The following is a 2,729-nucleotide window of genomic DNA, read 5'->3' as shown; positions in this document are numbered from 1 at the left end:
CATGCCGGCACGGTCGAGTTCGGTGGCGGCGGCGAGGTCTTTGATGAGCAGAGTGGTCATGGTGTATCTCCTAGAGTTGGTTGGGTTGGACGAGCATTTCGTTGCGCTCGACATACCTATTGCGAGGAGTGTGCCAGCGCCTGCCTGGATCACGTAAGAATGGCGTAAGTGATTGAACTTAAAGTGAAAACCGAATTTTGCCTGGCGTCGTTACAATACCCTCTCCGATTCTGCCGCCGCCGGGCAGACGGTACCGGGCCAACAGATGCAGGAAGACTGTTTGCCAGGCGACGACAGGCGGTGCGCGGGATGTCGATTGCTGCCCTGGGGTAAGGGTGGGGGCGATTGTCCCTGCACTGAGCTTCGTCAACCGGCGCGAAAAATCCGGCTGATAAAGTCATGCAACAACGAGGATGTCGGCATGGACCGCAGCAAGAAAGCCGGAGACCTTTCCCACAACGGATAACGCGAGAAAAAGGAAAAAATCATGCAAGTTCGACTCAAGGCATTCGCATCGATCGCGGCGCTTGCGCTGTGTTCGGGAGCGATGGCGCAATCGCAGAGCGTGACGGTGGAGATGAAGGCGGTGAGCGAGACCGGCGCGGGCGCATCCGCCGGCAAGGTAGTGATCCGCGAAACGCAGTACGGGCTCGAATTCACGCCCACGCTCACGGGATTGACGCAGGGTGTGCACGGTTTCCACGTGCATGAAAACCCGAGCTGCGACCCCAAGGAACAGAACGGAAAAATGGTGGCGGCGCTGGCTGCCGGCGGCCACTACGATCCGGCCGGCACGAAGAAGCACGGCCTGCCCTGGGGCGACGGCCACCTCGGCGACTTGCCGCCGCTGTATGTCGACATGCAGGGCAATGCGAGCAACGCGGTGCTGTCGCCGCGCCTGAAGCTGGCGGATGTGCGCGGCAGGTCGCTCATGGTCCACGCAGGCGGGGATAACCATGCCGACCATCCTGCGCCGCTCGGCGGCGGCGGGGCGCGCGTGGTGTGCGGGGTGATCCAGTAGGAAGTGCACGGTAGCGCCAGCCTGCCTGCTGGCGCCACCCTGCAATGCCGCCGCTCAGGCAGCGAGTCTGTGCGGCGCGTATTGCGCGGCGATGCGCGTGATCGCCTGCTGCGCCTGTTCGATGGTCTGTGCTGTCGATTCGCGCAGCTGATGGCATTCCGCCTTCGTGAGGGTGTGCTTGCGCACCGCCTGTTCAGCCATTTCGAAGGCGTCTCGCAGGACCAGGCGCAGGGCGCTGCGGTGCTTTTCCGCTTCGTTCAGGATGCGTTCGTATTGCGCGGACGGCGCAAGGGCGGCCTGCGAGCGGGCCAGCTGCCCGGCGGCATAGGCGAACGATTTGACGGTCAGGTCGGCTTCGAATTTGGGCTGAATGTCCATGAGAAATCCCGATGCGGGTTGTTGGTGTCAGGCACATAACGCAGCAGGACGGGATTCGGTGGACAGGCTAACAATTGCTTACATTTGCACTTGGTCAAGCGTGTTTTTTTGACAATGCACGAGCAAGGCCCGCCGGGACGACCGGCGGGCCTTTTCTCATTCCGGCGCGATCAGAGCTTCGCGTCGGCATACGCCCACTGAGAGGGGCTGACGTCCAGCTTCAGCGGCCCGAAACCGGCGCCGATGACACCGACGTTGTTGAGCGCGTTCACTTCGATGTTCTGCATCTGCGCGATGTTCTGGTTCAGGTCGATGTTGACATTGGCGACCGGCCCCAAGCCCTTGAGCCAGGAATTGCCGCCGCGTACTGCCGACATCGCCTTGCCATCGAGCGCATCGGCGCGCGGCAGGTCTTGGATGGTGAGGTTCGACATGAGCCGTTCTCCTTAGAAGTTGATGTTGTTGTTCGCGCTCTGGGTCGGGTTGACCGTCGAGGTGATGCAGTTGGCGAACGCGACGCAGTTGCCGTTGTTGTTGGTGACGTTCTGCGCCTGGCCGATCAGCTGGCTGGCATCGAAGCTGTAGGTGTTCGCCGGGGCGGTGTACGAGGGCGCCTTGGCGCCGGCCGAATGCATCGACATGGAGCCGGTGTAGGCCTTGTCGTAGCCGCCGCGTACGGAAGCCATGGCGGAATGGTCGAGTTCGACGGTGGCGGACAGGTCCTTGATCATCAGTGTGGACATGGTGTTCTCCTTGAATGGGATGTTGAACGAAACAAATCAGAAGTTGATGTTGTTGTTGGCGCTCTGCGTCGGGTTCACCGTCGACGTGATGCCGCACACGAAGGCTGCGTTGTTGCCGTTGTTGTTGACGACGTTCTGCGACTGGCCGATGGATTGCGCCGCATCGATCGAGACGGACGACGGATGGGCCTTGGGTGCCGGCATGCCGTAGTCGGGCACGCAGTAGGTCGGGGTCCAGCAGGAAGGCTGCTTGTAGTAGCAGCTGCCGCCACTGACCGATGCCATTTCGGCGCGGTCGAGTTCGGTGGCAACGGCGAGGTCTTTGATCAGCAGGGTGGTGGTCATTTCGGGTCTCCTTGGGTGTGGTCGGGCAAGTAGTAAAAAGCGATTAGAAGTTGATGTTGTTGTTGGCGGACTGAGTCGGGTTCACGGTGGACGTGATGCCGTGGGCGAACGCGACGTTGTTGCCGTTGTTGTTCATGACGTTTTGCGACTGGCCGATGGACTGCGACGCGTTGAAGTCGAACGAAGTGGGATGGGACTTCGGCGCCGGCATGCCGTAGTCGGGCGCGCAGTAGGACGGGGTC

At 61.3% G+C, this 2,729-nt stretch carries 6 protein-coding genes; 1 reads left to right on the top strand and 5 read right to left on the bottom strand.

What is annotated here, in order from left to right; translation table 11 throughout:
• Positions 1–487: 487 nt before the first annotated feature.
• Entirely contained in the window at positions 488–1,021 is a 534-nt protein-coding gene (gene sodC, locus VFF99_RS10185) for a superoxide dismutase [Cu-Zn] SodC (RefSeq protein ID WP_325017488.1), read from the top strand.
• 54 nt (positions 1,022–1,075) lie between these two features.
• Here sodC and VFF99_RS10180 read toward each other — a convergent pair whose 3' ends face one another.
• From VFF99_RS10180 to VFF99_RS10160, 5 genes are all read right to left on the bottom strand, one after another.
• On the bottom strand, positions 1,076–1,399 hold the full coding sequence (locus VFF99_RS10180; RefSeq protein WP_325017486.1) for a hypothetical protein: 324 nt from the start codon (positions 1,397–1,399) through the stop codon (positions 1,076–1,078).
• 170 nt (positions 1,400–1,569) lie between these two features.
• Positions 1,570–1,833: a hypothetical protein gene (locus VFF99_RS10175; protein WP_325017484.1), complete on the bottom strand. Its 264-nt coding sequence runs from the start codon at positions 1,831–1,833 to the stop codon at positions 1,570–1,572.
• A gap of 12 nt (positions 1,834–1,845) precedes the next feature.
• Entirely contained in the window at positions 1,846–2,142 is a 297-nt protein-coding gene (locus VFF99_RS10170; protein WP_325017482.1) for a hypothetical protein, read from the bottom strand.
• Between the two features lie 36 nt (positions 2,143–2,178).
• Entirely contained in the window at positions 2,179–2,487 is a 309-nt protein-coding gene (locus VFF99_RS10165) for a hypothetical protein (protein ID WP_325017481.1), read from the bottom strand.
• 43 nt (positions 2,488–2,530) lie between these two features.
• Positions 2,531–2,729, bottom strand: a 199-nt coding sequence (locus VFF99_RS10160) for a hypothetical protein (protein WP_325017440.1), incomplete at its 5' end; no start/stop codon positions are given.

It is taken from the genome of Noviherbaspirillum sp. (genome assembly GCF_035654295.1).
GTDB lineage: Bacteria > Pseudomonadota > Gammaproteobacteria > Burkholderiales > Burkholderiaceae_D > Noviherbaspirillum.
Note: the sequence above shows the minus strand (reverse complement) of the source record. Positions and strands in the feature narration are given on the sequence as shown.